This is a genomic window from Enterobacter cloacae complex sp. 382A5 (assembly GCF_050031095.1).
In the GTDB taxonomy this organism is placed as follows: Bacteria; Pseudomonadota; Gammaproteobacteria; order Enterobacterales; family Enterobacteriaceae; genus Enterobacter; species Enterobacter cloacae.
In genome coordinates this window covers 1,557,110-1,582,504 of record NZ_JBLGVK010000001.1, presented here as the reverse complement: position 1 = coordinate 1,582,504, position 25,395 = coordinate 1,557,110, and the positions used below count along the sequence as shown (strand labels likewise).

General features: G+C 54.8%; 19 protein-coding genes. 2 read left to right on the top strand and 17 right to left on the bottom strand.

Features of this window, described 5'->3' with window-relative positions; all coding sequences use genetic code 11:
* Positions 1 to 130: 130 nt before the first annotated feature.
* From mukB to cmoM, 4 genes are read right to left on the bottom strand one after another with little or no spacing between them, the layout of a single operon-like run.
* Entirely contained in the window at positions 131 to 4,579 is a 4,449-nt protein-coding gene (mukB, locus tag ACQG2G_RS07405; protein WP_020689707.1) for a chromosome partition protein MukB, read from the bottom strand.
* Positions 4,579 to 5,283 carry a chromosome partition protein MukE gene (gene mukE / locus ACQG2G_RS07400; RefSeq protein WP_013097294.1) on the bottom strand — a complete coding sequence of 235 codons (705 nt, stop codon included), beginning with the start codon at positions 5,281 to 5,283 and terminating at the stop codon, positions 4,579 to 4,581. The genes mukB and mukE overlap by 1 nt, the downstream gene beginning before the upstream one ends.
* Positions 5,264 to 6,586 (bottom strand): chromosome partition protein MukF, encoded by a 1,323-nt coding sequence (mukF, locus tag ACQG2G_RS07395; RefSeq protein ID WP_013097295.1) that lies wholly within the window; start codon positions 6,584 to 6,586, stop codon positions 5,264 to 5,266. The genes mukE and mukF overlap by 20 nt, the downstream gene beginning before the upstream one ends.
* A gap of 3 nt (positions 6,587 to 6,589) precedes the next feature.
* Positions 6,590 to 7,369 carry a tRNA uridine 5-oxyacetic acid(34) methyltransferase CmoM gene (cmoM, locus tag ACQG2G_RS07390; RefSeq protein WP_013097296.1) on the bottom strand — a complete coding sequence of 260 codons (780 nt, stop codon included), beginning with the start codon at positions 7,367 to 7,369 and terminating at the stop codon, positions 6,590 to 6,592.
* A gap of 124 nt (positions 7,370 to 7,493) precedes the next feature.
* Between cmoM and elyC the strand changes: the two genes are divergently transcribed.
* Positions 7,494 to 8,273: an envelope biogenesis factor ElyC gene (gene elyC, locus ACQG2G_RS07385; RefSeq protein ID WP_020689709.1), complete on the top strand. Its 780-nt coding sequence runs from the start codon at positions 7,494 to 7,496 to the stop codon at positions 8,271 to 8,273.
* Here the strand turns inward: elyC and ACQG2G_RS07380 are convergent.
* The 13 genes from ACQG2G_RS07380 to ACQG2G_RS07320 form a co-directional block, all read right to left on the bottom strand.
* The gene (locus ACQG2G_RS07380; RefSeq protein WP_013097298.1) at positions 8,250 to 9,143 is read right to left on the bottom strand and encodes a YcbJ family phosphotransferase; all 894 of its coding nucleotides are present in this window, start codon (positions 9,141 to 9,143) and stop codon (positions 8,250 to 8,252) included. The two genes, elyC and ACQG2G_RS07380, sit on opposite strands and share 24 nt — an antisense overlap.
* Before the next feature lie 142 nt (positions 9,144 to 9,285).
* A complete protein-coding gene (kdsB, locus tag ACQG2G_RS07375) occupies positions 9,286 to 10,032 on the bottom strand; it encodes a 3-deoxy-manno-octulosonate cytidylyltransferase (protein ID WP_061772034.1) in 747 nt (248 codons plus the stop codon).
* Positions 10,029 to 10,211 carry a protein YcaR gene (ycaR, locus tag ACQG2G_RS07370; RefSeq protein ID WP_013097300.1) on the bottom strand — a complete coding sequence of 61 codons (183 nt, stop codon included), beginning with the start codon at positions 10,209 to 10,211 and terminating at the stop codon, positions 10,029 to 10,031. Before ycaR ends, kdsB begins: the two co-directional genes overlap by 4 nt.
* Positions 10,212 to 10,256: 45 nt before the next feature.
* A complete protein-coding gene (locus ACQG2G_RS07365) occupies positions 10,257 to 11,486 on the bottom strand; it encodes a winged helix-turn-helix domain-containing protein (protein ID WP_061772033.1) in 1,230 nt (409 codons plus the stop codon).
* A gap of 44 nt (positions 11,487 to 11,530) precedes the next feature.
* Positions 11,531 to 12,508, bottom strand: a complete 978-nt coding sequence (gene lpxK, locus ACQG2G_RS07360; RefSeq protein ID WP_094084047.1) for a tetraacyldisaccharide 4'-kinase — start codon at positions 12,506 to 12,508, stop codon at positions 11,531 to 11,533.
* Positions 12,505 to 14,253, bottom strand: coding sequence for a lipid A ABC transporter ATP-binding protein/permease MsbA (msbA, locus tag ACQG2G_RS07355; protein WP_094084046.1), 1,749 nt, complete (start codon positions 14,251 to 14,253; stop codon positions 12,505 to 12,507). Before msbA ends, lpxK begins: the two co-directional genes overlap by 4 nt.
* Before the next feature lie 36 nt (positions 14,254 to 14,289).
* Positions 14,290 to 16,554 (bottom strand): ComEC family protein, encoded by a 2,265-nt coding sequence (locus ACQG2G_RS07350; RefSeq protein WP_061771452.1) that lies wholly within the window; start codon positions 16,552 to 16,554, stop codon positions 14,290 to 14,292.
* Between the two features lie 214 nt (positions 16,555 to 16,768).
* Positions 16,769 to 17,056 carry an integration host factor subunit beta gene (ihfB, locus tag ACQG2G_RS07345; protein ID WP_003858233.1) on the bottom strand — a complete coding sequence of 96 codons (288 nt, stop codon included), beginning with the start codon at positions 17,054 to 17,056 and terminating at the stop codon, positions 16,769 to 16,771.
* 170 nt (positions 17,057 to 17,226) lie between these two features.
* Positions 17,227 to 18,900, bottom strand: a complete 1,674-nt coding sequence (gene rpsA, locus ACQG2G_RS07340; RefSeq protein ID WP_008499966.1) for a 30S ribosomal protein S1 — start codon at positions 18,898 to 18,900, stop codon at positions 17,227 to 17,229.
* 111 nt (positions 18,901 to 19,011) lie between these two features.
* Positions 19,012 to 19,695, bottom strand: coding sequence for a (d)CMP kinase (cmk, locus tag ACQG2G_RS07335; RefSeq protein WP_013097305.1), 684 nt, complete (start codon positions 19,693 to 19,695; stop codon positions 19,012 to 19,014).
* Between the two features lie 185 nt (positions 19,696 to 19,880).
* A complete protein-coding gene (aroA, locus tag ACQG2G_RS07330; RefSeq protein ID WP_029882988.1) occupies positions 19,881 to 21,164 on the bottom strand; it encodes a 3-phosphoshikimate 1-carboxyvinyltransferase in 1,284 nt (427 codons plus the stop codon).
* A 68-nt stretch (positions 21,165 to 21,232) separates the two neighbouring features.
* Positions 21,233 to 22,321, bottom strand: a complete 1,089-nt coding sequence (serC, locus tag ACQG2G_RS07325) for a 3-phosphoserine/phosphohydroxythreonine transaminase (protein ID WP_061771451.1) — start codon at positions 22,319 to 22,321, stop codon at positions 21,233 to 21,235.
* Between the two features lie 162 nt (positions 22,322 to 22,483).
* A complete protein-coding gene (locus ACQG2G_RS07320; RefSeq protein WP_013097308.1) occupies positions 22,484 to 23,176 on the bottom strand; it encodes a DUF421 domain-containing protein in 693 nt (230 codons plus the stop codon).
* Between the two features lie 127 nt (positions 23,177 to 23,303).
* Between ACQG2G_RS07320 and ycaO the strand changes: the two genes are divergently transcribed.
* Entirely contained in the window at positions 23,304 to 25,064 is a 1,761-nt protein-coding gene (ycaO, locus tag ACQG2G_RS07315) for a 30S ribosomal protein S12 methylthiotransferase accessory factor YcaO (RefSeq protein WP_038981416.1), read from the top strand.
* The last annotated feature ends 331 nt before the right edge of the window (positions 25,065 to 25,395 follow it).

Here is a 25,395-nt window from a genome sequence, read left to right as displayed (position 1 = left end):
TTCATTATAGGAAGGCACAAACGCAGTTGCCTTACCTTATGTAAAGAAGTTTAAAGATAACGCAGCCGTAAGCATAAGTTAAGCGTAAAAAAAAGCGGCGCTAATGCGCCGCGCTTTGTAACAACACGCCTCAGGAGGCGTCTGCCGTGCCCGGTAAGGACTCCGGCGGCTGCGGAGCAAAGCCACGCAGGCCTACAACATGAACGTGCTCGCTGTTCTGGAACACTTTACGCACCAGTTTATAGGTTGTGCCTTTTTCCGGACTAATATTTTCCGGTGCCGCAATAATGAGCTGCATATCCAGACGTTCGCAGAGCTCAAACAGCGTGGCGATGGAGCGGGCATCCAGACGCGCTGCCTCATCAAGGAACAGCAGACGGCATGGGGAAATATCTTTGCCGCGCAAACGACGCGCTTCATCTTCCCAGCTCTGCACCACCATCACCAGAATCGACATCCCGGTACCGATAGCTTCACCGGTCGACAGCGCCCCGGATTCCGCACGCAGCCAGCCATCTGAACCACGGTTAACCTCAACTTCCATCTCCAGGTAGTTACGGTAATCCAGCAGCTCTTCACCGATGGTTTGCGGCGTACGTTGCCCCATATCAATCTGCGGATTCAGACGCTGATACAGCTTCGCCAGCGCTTCGGAGAAAGTCAGACGGTTGCTGTTAAACAGATCCTGATGCTGTTCATGCTGCTCAGAGAGCACATCCAGCAGCGTAGAGTGCGCTTCACGGACGTTTACATTCAGACGTACGCTGTTCACCTGACCAAACGATACGCTCTGCAGACCCTGGTTCAGCTGGCGAATACGGTTCTGCTCGCGCTGAATGGTCTTGCGGATGATGTTCGCCACGCTACGGGAGCTGATAGCCAGCTTCTGTTCACGGGAGGTCAGCTCTTCCGTCAGGCGCCCCAGTTCAATTTCCATCTGTTCAATGGCTTCGACCGGATCGTCGGTACGGATGATGTCCTGGCGAATACGCTCACGCAGATGCTGGTATACCGCCACGAAGAACTGAATTTTACGCTCAGGACGCTTCGGATCTTCAGACATACGCAGCACATCGCGCAGATGTTCGTTATCGGCCACCGCCAGACGCAGCGCACCCAACGCCTTATCCGACATCGATCGCAGTTCATCAGCAGAGAGGTACGCCAGTTCACGACGATGCAGACGGCGTTCAACATTATTATCTTTCACCATGCGCATCACCGCGCACCAGCCTGCCTTCGCAGATACCACCTGCTCGCGCATTTCGTGATAGTCGCGCTCCAGCTTGCGCAGGCGGCGGGTCAGGTTATCCATCTCCGCTTCACAGAAGGTCAGCGCTTTTTCCAGCTGATTACGGCGCGCACGGTTATTGCTCAGCTGGGCATGCAGCTCATCACGACGAACACGCGCCCGCTCTTCTGCCCCGCTGTCGGCACGGACGCCGATATCCTGCAGCTCTTTTTGCAGATCGTTTAACAGCTCTTTCTTGGTATCAAAGGAGCTTTTTAGCGAGGCCAGAACCTGGTTGTACTGGTTCAACTGGGCCGCGTGGCTACGCATCGCTTCACGGGCACGCGTACGTTCCGCTTCAGCCTGCTCAAGGCGCTGGCGTAATTTCTCGTTCAGATCGCTGTTACCGCTAAGCATTTCCGCCGAGTCAGAGTAGCCGAAGTGAGCGCGACGCTGCACCACTTCCGTCAGGGCAAACGCCTGCTGGCGTGCTTCACGCTGCACCTGCTGGGACCAGGCATAATCTTCTTTTAGCTGCTCAAACTGCTCTGGATCGCTCTGAAGCACCGAAACGACCGGCTCCAGCTTCGCCAGCTGATTACCGTGTTGCTGCACGAAGCGCGCAGCCTCCTGCGCTTCATCCAGACGTTCCTGGATTTCATCCACACGGTCAGCCAGCGTATCGTCCGCCAGCAGATTCAGACGCGGCAGAATGCGGTTAAGGGCAGCAACGCCCTCTTTCGCCTGTTCAAACTGAACGCGGCTCTGCTGGTTGTCATTTTCATGGCTGGCAATTGCGCGCTCAAGCTCGCCACGGCGGGTGTTGAGCTTGCGAATTTCCGCTTCCGGGTCAGCCTCAAAGGCCACTCCCAGATGGCTACCGATAAAGCGGCTAAATGCCTGATGCAGGCGCTGGGTTTTCTGCACGTCAAACGACAACGTCGCAAAACGTTCAGACAGTGTTTCACGCTCAGCGTGCAGGCTCTCAATACGACTTTCACGTGCGGCGCGGCCAAACAGAGGAAGTTCCGGGAAGCGCGAGTAACGCCACTGACGGTCAGCGATTTTCACCACTACCGCTTTTTCCAGCTCGTCAACGCTGAACACGCTGTCATCGAACGACTGCGGATCCCCTTCGATCAGATAGAGATCTTCCGGGCAATCTTCCAGCCCTTCGAGCTGTTCGGCAATCAGAGACAGATCCGGCACCACAATCGCGTTACGCGACGGGCCATACAGCGCGGAGAAGTACGGCGCATCGTCCAGACCCACGTCATCATAAATTTCTGACAGCAGTACGCCGCCGAAACGCTCCGCCAGCGTATTCAGACGGGCATCTTCCGCACCGCCCGGCTGGCTTAAGCGTTCAATCTCTTCGTCAACCTCGCGCTTGCGTGCGCCAACTTCATCACGCTCAACAATCGCCTCGCGCTCGCGCTCCAGCAGCTGTTGCAGATATTCGGTCACTTCCTGGCTGGATTCGAACGTTTCACCGCACTGTTCGCTGAGCTGGTTCAGGCTGCTTTGCGCCGCCAGCCAGACGGGTGCGCGTTGCAACAGCGTCTGCGAGCGGGACTGAAGCTGCTCCAGCTCCTGACGCAGCGTCATCCGCTGTTCGCTGGCGCTGGATACTGTATCGGAAAGGGCGGCGATACGGGCTTCAAGCTCCTGGTGCAGAGCCTCAAGATCGTCAATATCGTAATGTTTACCCTGACGCTTACAGAACTCGGCCAGCAGACGCTCGGCCTCCTGCTGCTCGCGCAGACGCTGTTCCAGCTCGTTCAGACGCATACGCAGCGGTTGCACCTGTTCGGCCAGATGACGCTGGTTGACGCCGTCGCGCAGCAACTCGCGGGCTACGTCCCACGCTTCGTTTCGCGCCAGCGGGCCGTTAATCGCCACCACCAGCTGATAAGCTTGTTCAAACTGGCTGTGCGCGGTCTGCGCGACGCTCATTTTCTGTTCCAGGGAGAGCAGTTTTTCCGTGGCTTCCTGCTCTTTCGCCTGGAAGGTGTCCAGCCATTCATCGGCGCTGTCCGGCGTCAGGTCAGGCAGATGGCATAGCTCTTTCGCACGCTGCAATGCCTGCAGGGCCTGGTTGTACTGAATTGCACGCGTCTGCTGCACGTCCAGCGCCTGCTGGTAATCGGCGAGCTGGCTTTTCAGCTCATCCACTTCCAGTTCGGCGGCTTCGGCACGCGCTTCGTTCTCTTCCTGCATGTCGGCAGCTTCGGCCACCACTTCGTTTTGCTCTTCGAGACGAATTTGCAGTTCATCGAGATCGGCTTCGTAGCGCTCGATTTTTTCCTGCTGGCGCAGCGCGGTCTGAACCAGGTTCAGGTGATCGCTGGCGGCCTGATAGTCGGCTTCCAGATCGCCCTCAGCCCCGTTGTGTTCGCCCAGTTCACGGGCCATTTCAACGTGCTTATACTGCTCGGCCACCAGCTGTTTACGGGAGGTGAACAGCTCGCGGCGGTACTCTAATGCCTGATCGAGATGCACGCGGCGCTCGTTGGCGTGACGCATATAATCCGCCGCCACATAGTTGGTGGCTTCACTGATCAGGTGTTTAAACAGATCGCGGTCAGACTGGGTAACGCGAATCGCTTCCAGCGTCATGCGGTTTTCACGCAGCGCGGCTTCCATGTCCTGGAAGGCCTTACGCACGCCGCTGTTTTCCGGCAACAGGTAGTCGCGCAGGGAGCGGGTAATGGCGCTGGAGATCCCGCCGTACAGGGAGGCTTCAATCAGACGGTAATATTTGCTGCGGTCGGATGCGGTACGCAGACGACGCGCCACCACGCCCAGATCGAACATCAGGGAGTGGTAATCGGTAATTGAGTTGAACTGCTTGAACTGCACGCCTTCGATAGCTTCGAGCTTGTCTTTCAGCTCCTGCAGCGTCAGTACGCGCGCCTGGCGCTCATTGAGCGTTTCCGTCAGCAGCGCCGTTGGCTGCATTGAGGTTGGCAGGCCCTGAATCGCGAACGGTTTGATATCCACTTTTCGATCGCGACCGGCGACCTGCTGCAGACGCACGCCCACCACCACACGCTGGTGACGGGAGTTGATCACATCCAGCACCGAATAACAGACGCCAGCTTTGAGCTTACCGTGCAGGCCTTTATCGCGGGAGCCGCTTGTCGCCCCCGCTTCGGTGGTGTTACGGAAGTGCAGCAGCGTCAAATCAGGGATCAGCGCCGTCACAAAGGCCGCCATGGTGGTGGATTTACCCGCACCGTTACCGCCGGAGAGCGTTGTCACCAGCTCATCGAGATCAAAGGTTCGGGCAAAAAAGCCGTTCCAGTTAATCAGCGTTAGTGAGCGAAATTTACCGCGTTCAATCATTACTCTTCCTCCCCGCTATCCGGCTGATTGTCTTCAGGCTCGTCATTGAGCTGCAAATGGTTTTCCACCGGCATCGCCTCACCGTCGCGGATCATGCGAAGCTGCGCTTCACGCGCGTCGTCGCCCGCACGCACGTCGGCACCGAAGCGGAAAACAGATTCCGTAATGCGGAATTTGCTGCTGTCGTGGCCCATAAACCAGACCATCCCCAGACGACGCAGACGGTTCAGAGAAGAGCGAACTTTTTCCTGCAATTTCTGACGATCGAGATCCGACCCCGTTGAACGGTTGTTCACAAGCTTCAGCAGCTTGCTTTCGTCTGCCAGCGTCAACAGCTCATCGTAAAGCTCCTGCTGGGTGAAGATCCCTTCATTTGCCAGACGTTCCGGGCTGAGGTAGAGGTAGCACAGAATTTTGCCAACCATCATATCCAGCTCAGAGAGCACGGAGCGCGGAATAAGCGTGGTGGAACGCGGACGCAGGTAGAAGAAACCTTCCGGCGCGCGGATAAGCTCAACGTTATAGCGTGCGTAAAACTCTTCCAGATACTCCTGGAAGTCCATCAAAAAGGCGTGATTATCCAGCTCGTCGAGGCCAATATGACGACCGGCACGCAGCTGGCTGTCCAGCGCCGGAAATAACGGATTCGCCAGCGCCTGTGCCAGCTTTAATGGCATCACTTGTTCAATATTTGTCAATGACATGCGCCTGTACCTTGGCTCCGTAATCGTTAATCGGCTGCCACTTCGGCGGCAGTCCGGTGAAATCTGCTTGCGCGATACCCAGGCGAACCGCCTGGTCTACCACAATGCGGGCAACGTCGAAGTGGCGCGCGCGAGGATATTGCGCCAGATAGTCGCGCACCACGAGACCAAGATCCAGCGGTACCTGTCTGGTTTTGTAGACAGCGAGCTGTTCTTCGATCATGGCCGCAAGTTGCTCACGAATTTCGTTGAATTCTTCGTATTCCAGATCCGGTGGCAGCTCACCGGTTACCTCTTCATCACGCAGCGCCATCTCTTCGTCACGCATATCGAGCAGACGATCGGCATTGGCGTAGGTTAGCGCCCACGGCGCATCGAAGTAGGTTTGAACAGACTGACGCAGACGCTGAGCAAAGACGCGGTTTTTATCCATATCGATGGCGGTACGGATAAATTTATGTACATGACGATCGTAACCGATCCACAGGTCAATCGATTGCTGGCCCCAGCTAATGATGCGATCGAGCTTGCTCTGCAAATCAAAGACCAGACGGTCGATAAAATGCAGATCGTCATGTGCCATGGTCGCATCCTGAATGCGCAGCAGGTTGGCCTGGAGTTTATCGCCTGCGGCTTCCAGCGTATCCTGCAGTTCACGCAGCGTGCCGGAGGTTTCCGACAGCAGCAGTTCACAGCTGGAGATGGCCGCACGCCAGTCTTTATTCAGCAGCTGCGCGATATCATCTTTCACCTGCTGTTGCTGTTCGTCCATCAGACGCTGGGTCAGATCGATACTGTCAAAAATCTCCGCCACCGAATATTTCAGCGGCGCGTAGACGTTACGGTGCCAGTGGAATTCATCCCCGTTTTCATCCGCGGCATCGGCTGCACGCTTGAGTTCACCCGCCACAATGGAGAGCTGCATGGAAAGACGCAGCGTGGAAAACTCACGCTGGCGGATGTAGTAATCGGTAATGCCGATGCCCAGTGGCGTCAGTCGATAAATGGCGTTACCTTCCGCCTGCTCGCTGGTAAAGCGGTTCAGCAGACGTTGACGCACCATATCGTTGATTGCGTTGTTGGCACGCACGCTAATGGTTTCGCTGGTTTGCTCAAACGCATCACTCACATGGCGGAACGCATCCACCAGTTCACCCTCGCTCATTTCGCCATCGAGCCGTTCTCCGTTCAGCGTGGCAACCGCCAGCAGGAAAGAGAGTCTGTCTACCGGCAGCGAGATGGAGAAATCATTTTTCCTGGCCCAGGCAACCAGTTCGGGGACTGTCTGGGAAAATTCACTCATAGGTTATCCTTGCATCTGCGGCTTGTGCGCGGTGACGTGAATATAGCGGCCAAGACTGATAAACGGTTCCTGACGGCAATACCGCGTTTCTAATTCTGTTAAGGTGTCAAAACAGTCACGCTGTTTGTGTTTTTCACGCAGATAATCATGAAACACCCTGACGCCCGTCTTCCCGGTTATCTGCCAGCCAATCTCTTCCAGCCAGCCGTAAACCTGCTGGGGATCGCGCGGATAGTCCGGGGAAAGCGTGCGCTTTTTCTTTTTCGGCATTCCGACCTGAACATAGTCGAAGTTGCCCGCAACCATGTTGTGCATCAGGAAGCCGTTAGCATTGTAGAACATCAGCGACAGCGTACCGCCCGGGCGTAGCATCGACCACAGGGTTTGTAACACGCTTAACGGATCGGCTACCCATTCCAGCACCGCATGAAACAATATCAGATCAACCTGGGTTTCCAAATGCTGTGCGATGTCCTGAGCGGCGCATTGTACAAAATGCATGTTGTCGCTCACACCTTTCTCCTCTGCTGCACGCGTGGCACGCGCAACCATCTCAGCAGAAAGATCGCAAAGTGTGACATGATGACCGCGCTCAGCCATTTTTATGGCCGTCTGCCCTTCACCGCCTCCGGCGTCAAGCACGCGCAACGTTTGACCGCCATACGTGGCCAGAATGGTGTCCAGATCCTGCCAGAGGATCGTCTGACGTAACTGCCCTTTTGTGGTGCCGTATATGTTGCGCGAAAACTTTTCCGCGATGTCATCAAAATTGCGATCCCGCATTGGGAGAGTTCCACTCGCTAACTGCAAAACCGCTATTTTGTCACACCCGCGCGGAGAATGAACCTCTCTGGTGTAATATCACGGGTATTCGCCTGCTATATGGTTAAAAAAGGAACCAAAAAGGATGCTTTTTACCCTGAAGAAATACATTGGAGGCATGATGCTTCCCCTTCCGCTACTGCTGCTCATCATCGCGCTGGGGCTGGGGCTGGTGTGGTTTAGTCGCTTTCAGAAAAGTGGCAAAACGCTGATCACCTTCGGCTGGCTGGTACTGCTGCTGCTGAGCCTGCAACCCGTTGCAGACAAACTGTTACGTCCCATCGAAAACACCTACCCAACCTGGCAGGGAAACCAGAAAGTGGAGTACATCGTGGTGCTGGGCGGCGGGTATACCTGGGATCCAAACTGGGCCCCCAGCTCCAACCTGATCAATAACAGCCTGCCGCGCCTGAACGAAGGTATTCGCCTGTGGCTGGCTAATCCGGGATCAAAAATGATCTTCACCGGCGCGCCAGCCAAAACCAACCCGGTCAGCACGGCTGAAGCCGGCGCCAGGGTGGCGGAATCCCTCGGCGTGCCGCGCTCCGCTATTATCACGCTGGACAGTCCGAAAGATACCGAAGAAGAAGCCGCCGCGGTGAAACAGGCTATTGGCGATGTTCCGTTCTTACTGGTTACATCTGCTTCGCATCTGCCAAGGGCAATGATTTTCTTCGAAAAACAAGGACTGCACCCGCTTCCCGCGCCGGCGAACCAGATGGCCATTAACGCCCCGCTCAACCCATGGGAACGGGTGATCCCGTCCCCGATGTGGTTGATGCATAGCGATCGCGTCGGCTATGAGACGCTGGGACGCGTCTGGCAGTGGCTGAAAGGCTCCTCAGGCGAGCCAGGGCAGGAGTGATTTTGTCGCAAGGTCAAAGTTGGCGCGGTTGAAACGTCCGGTATTCACCAGCTGCGCCACTTCATCCCACAATAAATAAAGCCAGCGCCGCCAGAGAAACGCCTCCGCAACGGGCGCGCGCTGCAGATAGTGCCACAGCAAGCCTTCAGCGGCCGCGCTGTCGCTGAGCCTGAACAGATCGTACTCGCGCGGAGCCCAGAGCATGACCCCTGGCCCCAGCATCGCCAGAAGCTGATCGCTACGAGAATCTTTAAGCATGCTACGCAGGGTAAAATTACCGTGTATCAACACGCAGTTGTCGTTAAAGCCCTCAAACAGCGCCGGTAAACACTCCCGGGTGCGGAACAGGATACGTTTATCCTGCATGGTCAAGCCGGTGTTGTTGAACTGATTAAGCGTTCCCCACAGCACCTCCACCCGCTGGCGATACCACAGCGGCCAGAGATTTTCCTGAGTGCTGTCGACGGGTCCCACAAGGCCACGGCTATCCTGCCGGTGCCAGGCCAGCAGTGCCTCCACAATCTGGTCTTTCAGCTGTTCCCAGCGCTCCGGTGTACGCGCCGGGGCTTCAACGGATACTCCGCGTAAACGCTCAATCAGCAGAACATCCGGACCGGGGTGCTCTTCATGCGTCATCACCCCATAAACCGTCGGCATACGCACGGTTCCTTGCCGCGCGAGCATTGAAATTTTCCAGGCGAGCTGCCTGGCCACACCCGGCGAGGTAAAGCTTCGGGCCATCAGCGGCATTGGGTTTCCCTGACTGTCGTACAACGACCAGAGCGCGGTATCTGCCTTTTCACTTACACATTCCACCCGGCTTAACTTCTCGCCAAGCAGGTGACTCAGTTCGGCACGCAGCTGTTCCATATGAGATTACCCCCATTAAGACTACTGCTTTTATAATGAGCGCGCAGGACGCAGATGTCACCCTGCGGAGATCAATTATGGAAAAGATAAGAGAAAATAAACGGCGGAGTGCATCCCTCCCAAAAGAGGGATGCCGCAAGGATTAACGCAATTCAGCGCGAACGCGCTCAAGATCTTCTGGGGTGTCTACGCCTGTACCAGGCACCTCTTCGGCGACGGCAACGTGGATCTTTTCGCCGTACCAGAGCACGCGAAGCTGTTCCAGCATTTCAATATGCTCCAGCGGACTCGGTGTCCAGGTTACATACCGGCGAATAAAGCCCGCGCGATAGCCGTAGATGCCAATATGGCGCAGGAAGGTATCGCCAATGGTCTCTTTGGACACCGCAAAGCGATCGCGATCCCACGGGATGGTGGCACGGGAGAAATAAAGCGCATAGCCCTCCGCATCCGTCACAACCTTCACCGCGTTCGGGTTGAACGCTTCTTCCGCGTGGTGGATAGGTACCGCGAGAGTTGCCATGCCAACCTGACGCTGCGCCAGGTTTTCCGCCACCTGACGAATAATCGCCGCCGGGATCATCGGCTCGTCGCCCTGCACGTTAACGATTACCGTATCGTCGCTGAATGCGCATTTCTCAACCACTTCAGCCAGTCGTTCAGTACCAGACTGGTGATCGACGCGGGTCATGCACACTTCCCCGCCTGCGGCTTCAACCGCACGCGCAACATCAGGATGATCGGTGGCAATGATAATACGGTCAGCACCGGACTCACGGGCGCGTTCAAGGACATGCACAATCATTGGCTTGCCGTTGATATCTACCAGCGGCTTACCCGGCAGACGCGTTGAGGCGTAACGGGCAGGAATAATGACGACAAAGCTCATGGTTTGCTCTCTTCAGCTACCAGGGAGCGGGCTTCGTTTTCCAGCAGTACCGGAATACCGTCACGCAGCGGGAAAGCCAGGCTGTCCGGTTTGCAAATCAGCTCTTGTTTGTCCTGGCTATAGTAGAGTTTGCCGTTGCACACCGGGCAGGCAATAATTTCAAGTAAACGGTGATCCATAGTTCCTCCGTATGGGTAATCGCTAAAGCTTATCACATTCCCTTTTCAGGGCGTGCCTGTTTCCCAGCCACTTCGACAGGATGTAAAGAGCCCGTCAGGCACGCGGCCCAGCGTCACTTCGCAGGCCTTCTGCCAGCAGGCGAAATCATTGATGGCGGATGTTAACCCTTTTTCCAGGGTCGCGGTTACCCTGACGCCCTCTTCCAGATACAGCGCAATGACCTCTAGCGTGCCGGTTTTACGGTGCATTTTGGCATCCATGCGCCCTACCAGTTGTCCCTTGTGCAGCAGGGGCAAAACAAAGTAACCGTACTGGCGCTTTGGCGCGGGAGTGTAGCACTCCAGCCGGTAGCTGAAATCAAACAGCTGCTCGGCCCGTTTTCTGTCCCAGACCACCGGATCAAAAGGTGACAGCACAGCGCTATGGGTTGCCTGAAGTTTACCTGCTTCAGCTTGTGGCAGCAGCGCGAGTAAATCCGCATGCAGCCACATTTCGCCCAACCTCTCTACAGAGACCGGGATAACCCGCTGTTCACGCTGCCAGTTATCCAGCAACGGTTTCAGCGCGGGCTGTCGGAGACGGTAATAATCGGCCAGCCATTGCGGACGGAAAATACCCAGACTGCGGGCGCTGTTTTCAAGCATGACGGCTTCGGCTGCCTCCTGTGTGAGCAGGTCGCGCTCGTCGTCCCAGTGAGGCATCACCCGCTGCGTCAGGTCGTACACCCGTTGAAAATTACGCCGCTCGACTACCATCACCTTGCCTGATGTAAACAACCCTTCGAGATGACGCTTGTGCGGCTTCCATTCCCACCAGCCGCTTGCCCCTTTTCGCGGATGTTCAAAATCCGCGGAACGTACTGGCCCCTTTTCCGCGATATGGGCAATGAGCTGCTCAATTTCAGCCGCATGCTCGTGCATCCACGCCTGCCGGTATTTCCAGCCCATTTTTTCCGGGGCAAGCATACGATGGCGAACCAGGGCAAAATCGCTGCGGGGCAGGAAACAGGCTTCATGTGCCCAGTATTCCATCAGCTCTCCCTTGCTGAGCGCATCATCGAGCCACTGAGGCGGATAATTGCCCAGCCGGCTGAACAGCACCAGGTAGGGGCTACGAGCTACAATGTTGATGGTGTCGATTTGCAACAAAGACATGCGTTGCACGGTAGTGAGGATATCGGCAGGCTGCGCGCGGCGACGGGGCTTTTTAAGAAGTCCTTGCGCGGCAAGGTGCAAGTTACGTGCGGCTGAAAGCGAGAGTTGCGGTAAAGACATGCGTTTTCCTGTCAGTCAAAGCGCCACCAGAACCGCGTAAGCTCTTAATGCACCAACGCAATCAGTTCCTGGAGCAAGTGTTCCGGCTGCTCGCCGCTGAGTTCAGCGTCAACCGGCAGATACCACCAGTTTTCTTTCGCAAAAGCGCGGCATTTCACCGCATCTTTTTCGGTCATGATTAATGTCTGACCGGATGTTGTCAACGCGTCTACCTGCTCCGCCACCAGCGCCTGGTGATCGGCCAGCGGAACACGTTTATCAAGGCGGGCACCACACTGTTCCAGCGTTGCGAAGAAACGCGGAGGATGACCAATACCAGCCATCGCGACCAGCGCCGGTAGCCGTGAAACGGCCTGTCGTTCACCGGTCAACAGGTTAATTGCCATGCCTGGCTGGAGTTGCATCGGGATCTCCCCCGGCTGTGCCACACCGCCGTTAACAATCACCGCATCCACGGACTTCAGGCGCGAAGCGCGTTCACGCATGGGGCCTGCAGGCAGCCACCAGCCGTTGCCAAAACGGCGGACGCCATCAATGACCACAATCTCTTTATCACGCGCCAGCGCGTAATGCTGCAGACCGTCATCGGTAATAATTATTTGCACGTCGTGTTCAGCAAGCAGCGCCTGAACAGCATCACTACGCACCGGAGAGACTGCGACAGGCGCGCCAGTACGCTGATAAATCAATACTGGCTCATCCCCCGCCTCGGCGGTCGTCGTGTCCGGCGTCAGGATAAGTGGATAGTGAGCCGCTTTACCGCCGTATCCTCGCGACACCACGCCGGGGCGGATGCCGCGCTTTTGCAGTTGCTCAACCAGCCAGATGACCACAGGGGTTTTACCATTCCCCCCTGCCGTGAGGTTACCCACCACGACAACCGGCACCGGCGCACGCCACGCCCGCTTTAGCCCCAGACGGTAAAGCAGACGGATAATGCCGCTCACCAGACCATACAGCCAGGAGAGCGGCAGAAGCAGCAGCCATAGCGGGGACTCACCGGACCAGATGCGGGCAATCATTCGCCGAACTGCATCTTATGAAGCTGAGCGTAAACACCACGCTGTGCCAGTAAATCGGTATGGCTACCGCGTTCTACAATGACCCCATCCTCCACAACAACGATTTCGTCAGCCTGTTCAATCGTTGACAGGCGGTGCGCAATCACCAGTGATGTACGGTTCTTTTGCAGTTCATCCAGCGCAGACTGAATTGCACGTTCAGATTCTGTATCCAAAGCAGAGGTTGCTTCGTCAAGGATCAGAATAGGGCTGTTACGCAGCAGTGCACGGGCGATGGCGATACGCTGGCGTTGGCCACCGGAGAGCAAAACCCCATTCTCACCAATGATGGTATCCAGGCCGTTGTCCATCTTGTTAATAAAGTCCATGGCATAAGCCATGCGAGCGGCGTCTTCAATCTGCTCGCGGCTGTACTCTTCAGTGCGCGCATAGGCAATGTTGTTCGCAACAGTATCGTTGAACAGATGCACGTTCTGAGACACCAGCGCAACCTGGTTACGCAGCGACTGCAGGGTGTATTCCCGCAGGTCGTGACCGTCTAACAGAATTTCACCCTGATCGATGTCGTAGAAACGGGTAATCAGGCTGGCAATCGTCGATTTACCCGAACCGGAACGGCCGACCAGCGCAACGGTTTTGCCTGCCGGAATGGTCAGGTTGATGTTACGTAATGCTGGAGCTTCACGGCCAGGGTAAGTGAAGGTCACATTGCGGAATTCGACATCGCCCTTTGCGCGCTCAATGACGCGGGTACCTTCGTCTTTCTCTTGCTCGGAATCCAGAATGCTGAACAGCGTCTGGCATGCTGCCATCCCGCGCTGGAACTGGGCGTTAACGTTGGTCAGCGACTTCAGCGGACGCATCAGCGCAATCATGGAAGAGAACACAACGGTGATGGTCCCCGCCGTCAGCGTTTCCATTACGCTCGGGAAGCTCGCCGCATACAGGACGAATGCCAGAGCCAGAGAGGCAATCAGCTGAATAATGGGGTCAGAGATTGAAGAGGCCGAGACCATTTTCATCCCCTGCAGACGCATTTTGTTGCTGACTTTATCGAAGCGTTTTGTTTCGACCTCCTGCCCGCCGAAAATCAACACCTCTTTATGTCCTTTCAGCATCTGCTCAGCGCTGGTGGTCACCTGCCCCATCGTATTCTGCATATTCTTACTGATATTGCGAAAACGCTTTGAAACGACGCGGATCGCGACAGAAACAACCGGAGCCAGCACGATGAGGATCAGCGACAGCTGCCAGCTGTAATAGAACATCATCACGAACAGACCGATAATTGACGCACCTTCACGCACAACGGTAATCAGTGCGCTGGAGGAAGAGGATGCCACCTGCTCTGAGTCATAGGTAATACGTGACAGCAACGTACCCGTCGATTGTTTGTCAAAGAAGGCCACCGGCATGCCCATCATGTGGCTGAACAGCCGACGGCGCATTGTCATGACCACTTTTCCTGACACCCAGGAGATGCAATAACTGGAAATATAGCTGGTGATACCGCGTAAGATCATCAGTCCGATCACCACCAGAGGCATCCATAGCAACACTGAGCGATCCGTTTTACCAAAACCGTCATCCAGTAACGGTTTGAGGAGCGATAACATAAAAGTATCGCTGGCTGCGTTGAGAACTAACGCTATACCCGCCACGATTAAACCTGCTTTAAAAGGTGCAATCATCGGCCAGAGTCGGCGGAAGGTTTGCCACGTGGAGAGATCTTTGTCGTTATGCATTCAAAAAACCAGCATCTGTTGAAATAGCCGCATATTCTACCCGTTATCGACGGGCGCGCCAAACCACTGATGATACCAACGCGGTAAATATTGCTCCCGCAACTGTCGGATTTGCCAGGCATGTTGCGAAAACGTCACCGATATTTGGCCCGAATGTGGGGTATCGTGCCAGACATAGCCCTCTTTTCGATAACGCTTCACCACCTTCACTGACGGGAATCGCCACGCATTGTAACGGGCCGCAGAATCCAGCGCGATTTCGCCTCCCACCCGTTGTACCAGCGGCAACGATGAGGAGGTATTACTGCCATGGTGCGGCACCTGTATCACCGTTGACGTCAGATAACGCCAGTAATGGCTAAGCATAGCCTGTTCCGCTTGCGCTTCAATGTCCCCTGTCAGCAAAACACTCTGCTCACCGTCATCAATTTTAACCACGCAGGAGCGATTGTTACCCTGGGCAGTGGATCCAGCCGGTGGCCAGTGAACGGTCAATGTTAGCCCCTGCCATTTCCACTGCTGCCCGCGAAAGCAGGGAAGATGCTGCGCCCACCCCAGCGGGCTTCTTACCCATAAGCCGGGCCATGCCGCCTGCAGCGATGCCAGACCACCAGCATGGTCCAGGTGCTCGTGACTGAGAATAACGCCCTCTGGTTGCAGGTGATGCCAGCGTAACCACGGAATGATCAACTGCTGCGCACTGTCTCCCCCAGGCCAGCCGGGACCGGTGTCGTATAGAAGCGCTTTACCCTGCCGCTCAATAACCATTGATAGCCCCTGCCCCACATCCAGCATATGCAACGTCCAGCTATCGATTTTCTCCGTTTGCATGAATGGGGATGCCAGCACGACAGTTCCTGTCAGACACACCGCCGGCATGCTTTTCCAGGAGCGAAAGCGCCAGCCGATAATGGCCAGCCAGGGCAGCAATGTCAGGTACTGCCAGCGCTCATCGACGTCCTGCCAGCCATCAGGCAGACGCTGCAGCAGCCAGAACAATCCGGCCAGGGACTTATCTGCCGCAAACCATACGCCAGTCTCCAGGGGGACCAGCGGGAGCAGGTGCAGTAGCATACCGAGCAGAATCAGCGGAACCGAGATAAAGGTCACCAGCGGAACGGCAAAGAGATTGGCCACCAGCGAAGAGACGCTGAAGCCATGGAACATCAACACCTGCAAAGGCAAGAGCAGCAGCAACATCCCAACCTGCAGATAGAGTAAATTTATCAGGGGTCGCACCCGGCGAGTCCAGCGCCAGCTGGGGAGTGGCAGCCACTGATACCAGAAAATCAACGCCGCGACAGCAAACGCTGACAACGCCAGGCTTTGAGAAAGCACCGCCAGCGGATCAACGATGAGTATCGCTGCAATACAGCTACACCAGACCTGCCATGCAGACCACTGACGCGCGCCGATCCGCAGAGCGGCCAGCACCGCAAGCGCGATGACCGTGCGTAATGCAGGCGGCTGCAGACCCGTCAGCCATGCGTAGAAGGCCGCAAAAAACAGTCCCGCAAGCAGAGGCATCTGCCAGCGGATCCACTGACACGGCAATAAAAACTGAAAACCCCTGGCAAGCATCCAGATGATGGAAGCCGCCAACGCGATGTGCAAACCCGAGATCGCCATCAGATGCGACGTGCCGGTCTCACGCATCAGTGTTTTTATTTCCCGGGGCACATCCAGGCGCTCGCCCATCCCCAACCCCAGGATCACCGCTCCCCAACGATAGGCTGAAAGCGTGTCGTGCAGCGATGACAGATAGTGGGCACGCAAGCTACAGCGTTCATCAATCATTTCTGCCCGTGTAAAACGTCCGCTCAACGTTTGATGCCGGGCAAAAGCATTTCGCTGAGGATCATATCCCCCGTCGTTCAGTTCACCGTGTACAGGCCTGAGCCTGAGCGTCATGGCCCAGCGCTGACCCGCGCAGGCCTTTTGCGGCAGGTAATTGCCATACAACACTATGCCCGTCGATGCCCACCAGCGTTTGCCATTAAGTGCAACGAGTTTCCCCTGATGGACTGTTGCGCCATCGGTGGCGGTGATCTCTACCTCAGCCTTGACTGCACCGGTGGTTAGATGCTGCATCGGCCAGACGCTTTCCTGCGCTGCCAGAATGCCCCACGCGCAAAATAACAACCCCATACCGATACACTTCAGACTGAAGCTTCGCTGTAAGCCCAGCAACACCCCACCGGTAACCATGATCCATACAGTATGCCGTGCAGGTAGTTCAGGTAACCAGAGTAGCGGCACTATCGCCAGAATGGCGCACAGACTTAGTGTGGGAATTCCCATTACGACCTCCCTGTTTCAGGGCGGCAGTATGTAAGAAGAGGGAGAGAGGCGTCAGTTGAATAAAATGCAGATTACAGCGCGCGCTGCACTGTTTTTGTCGGTTTGCAGAAAACGACACGGGGATTGCGGCACGGCTTCAGAATAAAAACGATAAGTACAAAAAAAGCACCCGGAGGTGCTTTCTTTTGAACCCAGTTTAACCTGATGGCTAAACTCAGTTGCCGTAAATATTGGCGCGATCGCGCAGTTCTTTACCCGGCTTAAAGTGTGGAACGTACTTACCTTCCAGCTCGACTTTATCACCAGTCTTCGGGTTACGCCCGGTACGTGGAGCACGATAGTGCAGAGAAAAACTACCGAAACCGCGGATTTCAATGCGCTCGCCCTGGGCAAGAGTGGTGGCCATATGCTCCAGCATCTCTTTTACGGCATCTTCCACTGCTTTAGCTGGGATATGCGGTTGCTGACTGGCAAGTCTTTCAATCAATTCTGACTTGGTCATGATTCCTCCGGTTCCTTTCAAACCAATTAGCTGAACAGCTCATTAAACAAGGGCGGCCGTAGCCGCCCTTTGTTATTGATTACAGGACGAATCCTGCAATCTGTCAAGTTTGCTCCTCATCCTTCGCGCGATAAATGCGTTACCGCTCAAAGCATGCTGAGGACTTGATATTACTCGCCTTTAGCTGCTTTGAAAGCTTCAGCCATTGCGTTGTTAGAGAAGTTTGCATCTTCCTGTTTGTTAACAGTAGCGATTGCATCTTTCTCGTCAGCTTCGTCTTTCGCACGAACAGACAGGCTGATTGCACGGTTCTTACGGTCAACACCGGTGAACTTAGCTTCAACATCGTCGCCAACGTTCAGAACCAGAGTGGCATCTTCAACGCGGTCACGTGAAGCTTCAGAAGCGCGCAGGTAACCTTCAACGCCGTCAGCCAGTTCTACGGTTGCGCCTTTAGCGTCAACTGCAGTCACTTTACCGTTTACGATTGCGCCTTTCTTGTTCAGTGCAACCCAGTTGTTGAACGGATCTTCTGCGAGCTGTTTAACGCCCAGAGAGATACGCTCACGCTCTGCGTCAACCTGCAGAACAACTGCTGCGATTTCGTCGCCTTTTTTGTATTCACGAACTGCTTCTTCGCCTGCAACGTTCCAGGAGATGTCAGACAGGTGAACCAGGCCGTCGATGCCGCCGTCCAGGCCGATGAAGATACCGAAGTCAGTGATAGACTTGATTTTACCTTCAACACGGTCGCCCTTGTTGTGGGTTTCCGCGAACTGCTGCCATGGGTTGTTTTTGCACTGCTTCAGGCCCAGGGAGATACGACGACGTTCTTCGTCGATATCCAGAACCATAACTTCCACTACGTCACCAACGTTAACAACTTTGGATGGGTGGATGTTTTTGTTGGTCCAGTCCATTTCGGAAACGTGTACCAGACCTTCAACGCCTTCTTCGATTTCAACGAAGCAGCCGTAGTCAGTCAGGTTGGTCACGCGACCAGTCAGTTTGGTACCTTCTGGGTAACGCTTAGCGATAGCTACCCATGGATCTTCGCCCAGCTGTTTCAGGCCGAGGGATACACGAGTACGCTCGCGGTCGAACTTCAGCACTTTAACAGTGATTTCGTCGCCCACGTTCACGATTTCGCTTGGGTGCTTAACGCGTTTCCACGCCATGTCGGTGATGTGCAGCAGGCCATCAACGCCGCCCAGGTCAACGAATGCGCCGTAGTCAGTGAGGTTCTTAACGATACCTTTGACTTCCATGCCTTCCTGCAGGTTTTCCAGCAGCTGATCGCGTTCTGCGCTGTTTTCGGATTCGATAACGGCACGACGGGAAACAACAACGTTGTTACGCTTCTGGTCCAGCTTGATTACTTTGAACTCAAGCTCTTTGCCTTCGAGGTGCAGGGTGTCACGGACTGGACGAACGTCTACCAGAGAACCTGGCAGGAACGCACGAATACCATTCAGCTCAACAGTGAAGCCACCTTTAACTTTGCCGTTGATAACACCGACCACAGTTTCAGCTTCTTCGTAAGCTTTCTCCAGCGTGATCCATGCTTCGTGACGTTTAGCTTTTTCACGAGACAGCAGGGTTTCGCCGAAGCCGTCTTCTACTGCGTCCAGAGCAACGTCAACTTCGTCACCTACCTGGATTTCCAGCTCGCCCTGGGCGTTTTTGAACTGCTCTGCCGGAATGGCGGACTCAGATTTCAGACCGGCGTCAACCAGTACTACGTCTTTGTCGATAGCAACAACAACACCGCGAACGATGGAACCCGGACGGGTTTCGATTTCTTTTAAGGATTCTTCAAACAGTTGAGCAAAAGATTCAGTCATGTTTAATCTTCAGGTTAATATTAACGTCCACCTGGCTCCGTGCCGGATGGGGTTGTTTCACATACCCGCCGTCAATCCATTGCAGCGGGGGTACTACTAAATCGGTCGCAATTACGCGAGTGCCAGTTTTTGGCGCGCATATTGTAGCGCTTTTTCAATCACTTGCTCAATAGTTAAACTGGTGGAATCCAGAACTAATGCATCTTCTGCAGGAACAAGTGGGGCGACGGCGCGGTTACGGTCGCGGTCATCGCGCTCTTTTATCTCGGATAAAAGGCGATCAAAGTTAACACTAAACCCCTTCTCCTGCAACTGAAGCATGCGGCGTTGAGCCCGTTCTTCCGAGGAGGCGTCAAGGAAAATTTTCACTGGCGCATCAGGGAATACCACCGTCCCCATATCTCGTCCGTCAGCGATCAGGCCGGGTGCTTCACGGAAAGCACGCTGACGGCGTAACAGGGCCTCACGAACGCGCGGGAAAGCCGCCACCTGTGAGGCAGCGTTAGCAACCTCCTGCGTACGAATTTCGCCGCTCACATCTTCCCCTTCCAGGATCACTTCGAGGTTGCCATCGGTCGAGACAAAACGCACATCCAGATGCGCAGCCAGCGGAACCAGCGCCTCTTCAGACGCAACATCAACATGGTGATGCAGCGCTGCCAGCGCCAGCACGCGATAGATAGCTCCCGAATCTAAAAGATGCCATTGCAATGCTTCCGCCATCGCCTTGCACAGAGTTCCTTTCCCTGCGCCACTAGGCCCATCAATGGTGATTACCGGGGCAACTGCCGTCATCTTTTTCTCCTTAATAAAGGCATACCGTTAACATGAACGCCGCGCATTATACGCGCCAACGTGCGCAACTGTTACCTTTGCGTGCAAATTACGGAATTAATGAAGCAGAGTGTAGAAGAAATGTGCGGGAACAAACGTCAGAAAACGTAAGGAAATGCCGCATCGGGTGATGCGGCATTATGTCATCAGGCCAGTGTACTGATGCGGGCCAGCTGTTCGAAATAGTCCGGGAAGGTTTTCGCCGTACATTTCGGATCGAGGATCGTGACAGGTGTATCGGACAACGCCACCAGCGAGAAGCACATCGCCATACGGTGATCGTTGTAAGTTCCGATTTCCGCGAACTGCAGTTTTGCCGGAGGCGTCACGCGAATGTAATCTTCGCCCTCTTCCACTTCGGCACCCACTTTACGCAACTCGGTGGCCATCGCGAACAGACGGTCGGTTTCTTTCACGCGCCAGTTGTAGATGTTACGCAGCGTCGTGGTACCTTTTGCAAAGAGCGCAGCGGTGGCAATGGTCATTGCCGCGTCAGGAATGTGGTTCATGTCCATATCGATGGCGTTGAGTTCACCACGTGTACAGGCGATGAAATCCTCCCCCCAGGTCACCACCGCACCCATTTTCTCCAGCACATCAGCAAAACGAATATCGCCCTGCACGCTGTTACGGCCAATACCGGTCACTTTCACCGTACCGCCTTTAATAGCACCTGCCGCCAGGAAGTAAGACGCAGATGAGGCGTCACCTTCAACCAGATAGTTACCCGGAGACTGATACTGCTGTGCACCGCGAACCACGAAGCGCTGATACGCGTGGTTTTCCACCTCCACACCGAAGGTTTTCATCAGATGCAGGGTGATATCAATGTACGGCTTAGACACCAGGTCACCCTTGATGGTGATGACCGTATCCTGCGGTGCCAGCGGTGCAGTCATCAGCAGTGCCGTCAGGAACTGGCTGGAGACGCTGCCGTCCACCTCGACGTTGCCGCCGGTAAAGCCACCGCGAAGGCGCAGTGGTGGGTAATTTTCTTGCTCCAGATAGTCAATCTGGGCACCGCCCTGACGAAGGGCATCCACCAGATGACCGATCGGACGCTCTTTCATGCGCGGCTCGCCGGTCAGAACAATATTGTTGCTGCCCAGGCACAGAGCTGCCGCCAGTGGGCGCATGGCGGTTCCCGCGTTACCCAGAAACAGCTCCAGTTCCTCGGCTGAACGTAGCGCACCGCCGTTCCCCGTCACTTCACAGCGGGTACGGTCGTCAGACAGCGTGTAGTGAACTCCCAACGCTTTCAGCGCATTGAGCATATGGCGCACGTCATCGCTGTCCAGCAGGTTCGTGAGGACGGTGGTGCCGTTTGCCAGAGCTGCCAGCAGCAGAGCGCGGTTCGAGACACTTTTTGAACCAGGCAGATTGATGGTGCCATCTACCCGCGCGATAGGTTGTAACGTCAGGGATTCCATGAAACTTAACTCTCAACTCAACATAATAAAAACCCCGCAGCAGGGCTACGGGGGTGAAAACAGCGCAATCAACCGTGGCGACGTTCGAAGTCAATCATGAAATCGGTCAGGGCTTTAACGCCTTCCAGCGGCATGGCGTTATAGATGGAGGCGCGCATGCCGCCTACCACACGGTGACCTTTCAGCGCATGCAGACCTGCGGCGAAGGACTCTTCCAGGAAAACTTTATCCAGGTTGCTGTCCGCCAGCTGGAACGGCACGTTCATGCGGGAACGGTTGGCTTTCGCCACATCGTTACGATAGAAATCACTCTTATCAATGACGCCGTACAGCAGTTCAGCTTTCTGCTGATTGATCTTGTCCATCTGCGCCACGCCGCCGTTTTGCTTCAGCCATTTAAAGACCAGGCCGGAGAGATACCAGGCAAACGTCGGTGGGGTGTTGAACATGGAGTCGTTATCGTTCAGCACAGTGTAATCAAGAATCGACGGGCAGGATTTATGCGCTTTACCCAGCAGATCGTCACGTACGATGACGATAGTCAGGCCTGCAGGGCCGATATTTTTCTGCGCACCCGCATAGATGACACCGTAGCGGCTGATGTCAATCGGCGCAGAGAGAATGGTGGAGGAGAAGTCAGCAGCAACCACCACGTCTTTACCGAAGTCCGGCGTCTCGTCGATGGCAATCCCGTCAATGGTTTCGTTCGGGCAGTAGTGCAGATACGCGGCGTTGTCAGAGAGCTGCCACTCGCTCATTGGCTTCACGGCACGCAGGCCATCAACGGTCACTTTGGCGTCGATGACGTTTGGCGTGCAATACTTGTGCGCCTCCTTCACCGCGCTGGCAGCCCAGTAGCCAGCGTCAACATAGTCTGCCGTGATTTTGTCACCCAGAATATTCAGCGGTACGCCAGCAAACTGGCCGCGTCCACCACCGTGGCAGAACAATACTTTGTAGTTCGAGGGAATGTTCAGCAGATCGCGAAAATCCTTTTCTGCCTCTTCCGCCACCTGAATAAACTCTTTACCTCGGTGGCTGATTTCCATCACCGACGTACCCAGACCGTTCCAGTCACAAAGTTCCTGTTGAGCCTGTTTAAGCACGTCTGCCGGTAACATTGCCGGACCTGAACTGAAATTAAAGACTTGAGCCATTTCCCCTCACCACGCTAAAAGCCATAAGTTATAACTGTGGATATCGGTTTTATCATTCAGTGACACGCGCCGCAATGTCTAAAACTTATGACCGGTGAAATGTGCCCCTCGTCACACAATACAATCTGCCGCCTCGCTGTCACAAAACCGACAAAATGGCTGTCAGACAAGGCGTTTGGCCCGGCTAACCTTCGACCATTCCGGATTTGTACAGCGGGGACACAATTGATGATCGCCCACGTGCATGGCAACGACATGGCTACATCTTACACAGGCATATTCGCCGGATTCCGGTACCGTTTTAAACCGCTCGATCAACATATCCGGCAGAATACAGAGCCCTGGCTTAACCTCGTCGTCAGGATAGTAATACACGCTGATTTGCCCATTCGTTTCCATTATCGCCAGACGCACTTGCCCAAGCTGCTCCACACTGTTCAGGCGCAGCTCCATAAAGAACTCAAATTCGGTCATATTGGCGCTTTGGACATTTTCCCAGGCCAGCTGTCCGTTCTCAACGATAACGACGGGTTTCCCTTCAAGCATGTCTTCCAGTTTTTCGCTTTTCGACATCAGCCACATGACCAGCCGGTAAAGCAGCGCCAGCGTGACGAAGACAATAAACACCGGCACCATTGGCACATCATCGTAAAAAGCGACATCCCCCGCCGCTGAACCCAGCGTCAGAATGATCAGCACCTCAAACAGCGACATCTGCCGTACGCCACGCCGACCGGTGATTTTAAGAAACAGGAAGACCAGGACGAAGGTATACAGACTACGCAGCGCCACTTCGCCTAAAAATTCAGGTGGGACTTTATCAAACGCCATCCTTTGCAGATCGAATGCTTTCATTTTTTTATGCCTTAACAGTCAGTTACTGACAGTAAGCATAGCCCAGTCTTTTATTTTCGCCGGAGATAGCACCCGTCACGCAAAACCCGTATCATTGCGCGCTTTACGTACGATAAAAGTGAACGCCATGACTCAAACGTTTATCCCCGGCAAAGACGCCGCCCTGGAAGATTCCATCGCTCGCTTCCAGCAGAAACTGACCGACCTGGGCTTTAATATCGAAGAAGCCTCCTGGCTTAATCCAGTGCCTCACGTCTGGTCCGTGCATATTCGCGATAAAGACTGTGCACTGTGCTTTACCAACGGTAAAGGCGCGACGAAAAAAGCGGCGCTGGCTTCTGCGCTGGGTGAGTATTTTGAACGTCTGTCGACCAATTACTTCTTCGCCGATTTCTGGCTGGGTGAAACCATCGCTAACGGCCCGTTCGTTCACTATCCCAATGAAAAATGGTTCCCGCTGACCGAAGACGATGAACTGCCGGAAGGCATTCTGGATGCGCGTCTGCGTGCGTTCTACGATCCAGAAAATGAACTGACCGCCAGCATGCTGATCGATCTGCAGTCGGGTAATGAAGAGCGTGGGATCTGCGCCCTGCCGTTCACCCGTCAGTCTGATGAACAGACCGTGTACATCCCGATGAACATTGTCGGTAACCTGTATGTCTCTAACGGCATGTCCGCCGGTAACACCCGCAATGAAGCGCGTGTGCAGGGGCTGTCAGAAGTGTTTGAGCGCCACATTAAAAACCGCATCATTGCTGAATCCATCAGTCTGCCTGAAATTCCGGCCGACGTGCTGGCGCGCTATCCGGGCGTGGTGGAATCCATTGCTAAGCTGGAGGCAGAAGGCTTCCCTATCTTTGCGTATGATGGCTCGCTGGGCGGTAAATACCCGGTTATCTGCGTTGTGCTGTTTAACCCAACGAACGGCACCTGCTTCGCCTCCTTCGGCGCACATCCTGACTTCGGCGTGGCGCTGGAGCGTACCGTCACCGAGCTGCTGCAGGGCCGTAGCCTGAAAGATCTCGATGTATTTACTCCACCAACCTTTGACGACGAAGAAGTGGCCGAGCATACCAACCTCGAAACCCACTTCATCGACTCCAGCGGTTTGATCTCCTGGGATATGTTCAAGCAGGACGCAGACTATCCATTCGTCGACTGGAGCTTTGCCGGTACGACCGAAGAAGAGTTCGCTACCCTGATGGCCATCTTCAACGCGGAAGATAAAGAAGTCTACATTGCTGACTACGAACACCTGGGTGTTTACGCCTGCCGTATTCTGGTGCCGGGCATGTCCGATATCTATCCGGCTGAAGATCTGTGGCTGGCAAACAACAGCATGGGTGCGCACCTGCGTGAAACGCTGCTGGCCCTGCCGGGCAGCGAGTGGGAAAAAGAGGATTATCTGAACCTGATCGCCCAGCTGGACGACGAAGGCCATGATGACTTCACGCGCGTACGTGAACTGCTGGGTCTGGCTACCGGTAAAGACAACGGCTGGTATACCCTGCGCATCGGCGAGCTGAAAGCGATGCTGGCGCTGGCTGGCGGCGATCTGGATCAGGCCCTGGCCTGGACCGAGTGGACCATGGAATTCAATCAGTCAGTGTTCTCTGCCGAGCGCACCAACTACTACCGCTGCCTGCAAACCCTCCTGCTTCTTGCGCAGGAAGAGGATCGTGAGCCACTGCAGTACCTGAATGCCTTCGTGCGCATGTACGGTGCCGAGGCGGTAGAAGCCGCCAGCGCGGCCCTGAGTGGTGAAGCGCCATTCTACGGACTGCAGGCGGTAGACAGCGATCTGAAAGCCTTCCCTGCGCATCAGTCGCTGTTGAAGGCCTATGAAAAACTGCAGAAAGCAAAAGCCGCTTACTGGTCAAAATAAGCGCATATAACATTATCAGCAGTAGGCGTATTTAATCGTCTGGGCTATATTACGGGGCAATTTCATTGCCCCGTTTTTTATTTTTTTCGGCAATGAACGTTGAATGTAATAATAAAGTTAAATATGGGTAAATATAATAATATTTACCTGGGTTTTACTGTTACTTTTTATGGCAAATACTCCATATTAATTAACTGTTTCAGAGGTGGTCGACCGAAAAAATTCAACTCTTTTCATAACTTTTAAAATTTATTTTTATACGGATAATCAAAAACTTACACCGCATTTGTCGTAAAACCATACACACTGCGGGCCTATAAGCCAGGCGAGA